1 pseudogene is annotated in these 722 nt (G+C 38.0%); it reads right to left on the reverse strand.

Annotated elements, in window-relative coordinates:
• Positions 1-600, reverse strand: a pseudogene (locus ACS8FC_RS17350) (adenylate/guanylate cyclase domain-containing protein); the annotation flags it as partial.
• Between the last annotated feature and the right edge of the window lie 122 nt (positions 601-722).

Genomic DNA, 722 nt, shown 5'->3' on the forward strand with positions numbered 1-722 from the left:
CGGTGGTACCAAGCGCGTCAACTTATTGATGACCGACACCATGGTACTCAAACGCCCTCCTGCTTTAGAGGCACTTTCTTTATAGCCGATATACTCTTGATACGTACTGCGAAACTGATACAAAATAACTATCATGCTTGCTAACAATACGGTGGGTGGGACCCAGCCTTCATCACAGTTCAACCCTTCGTTGTCCAGTATTGTACTGACATAATAAAAGACAATAGATGTTACCAATGCCACAGTAAATAATCTTAGAGCGTTATCAACCCCACTGACGATCATACGTACGCCGATTAAGGCTACCAGACTGAGCGATATTACTGTACAAAACTGTATTGACCCAATGACGACCGCAAATAAAATAACGACTATATTAGACGTCCAAAGACTGGTTTCGCGTCGGTAGTTATAAATCAGAATCATCAAACTGGGTAGGGTAATGACAACCAATAATGCCATTGAAGTAGGACGAAAATTGTAATGCAGGGCGAGTAATATGACAGTGAGTATTAAAACAAAAACTTCTGGATAGTCGAATTGACATATTCCACTACCTTTTGACGACAGCTTTGGCTTTAATGTCTCTGTAAAAGGCATATTGAATTTCACTTAAGTAAGATAGGCTATCAGAGAGATAAAGATATATAAGAATAGCATACACACATCATTTATCTGAATGATAAGTTATTACAAAAATATATTATACTTTTTAAATTAGG

It is taken from the genome of Psychrobacter sp. 1Y4, from assembly GCF_051847555.1.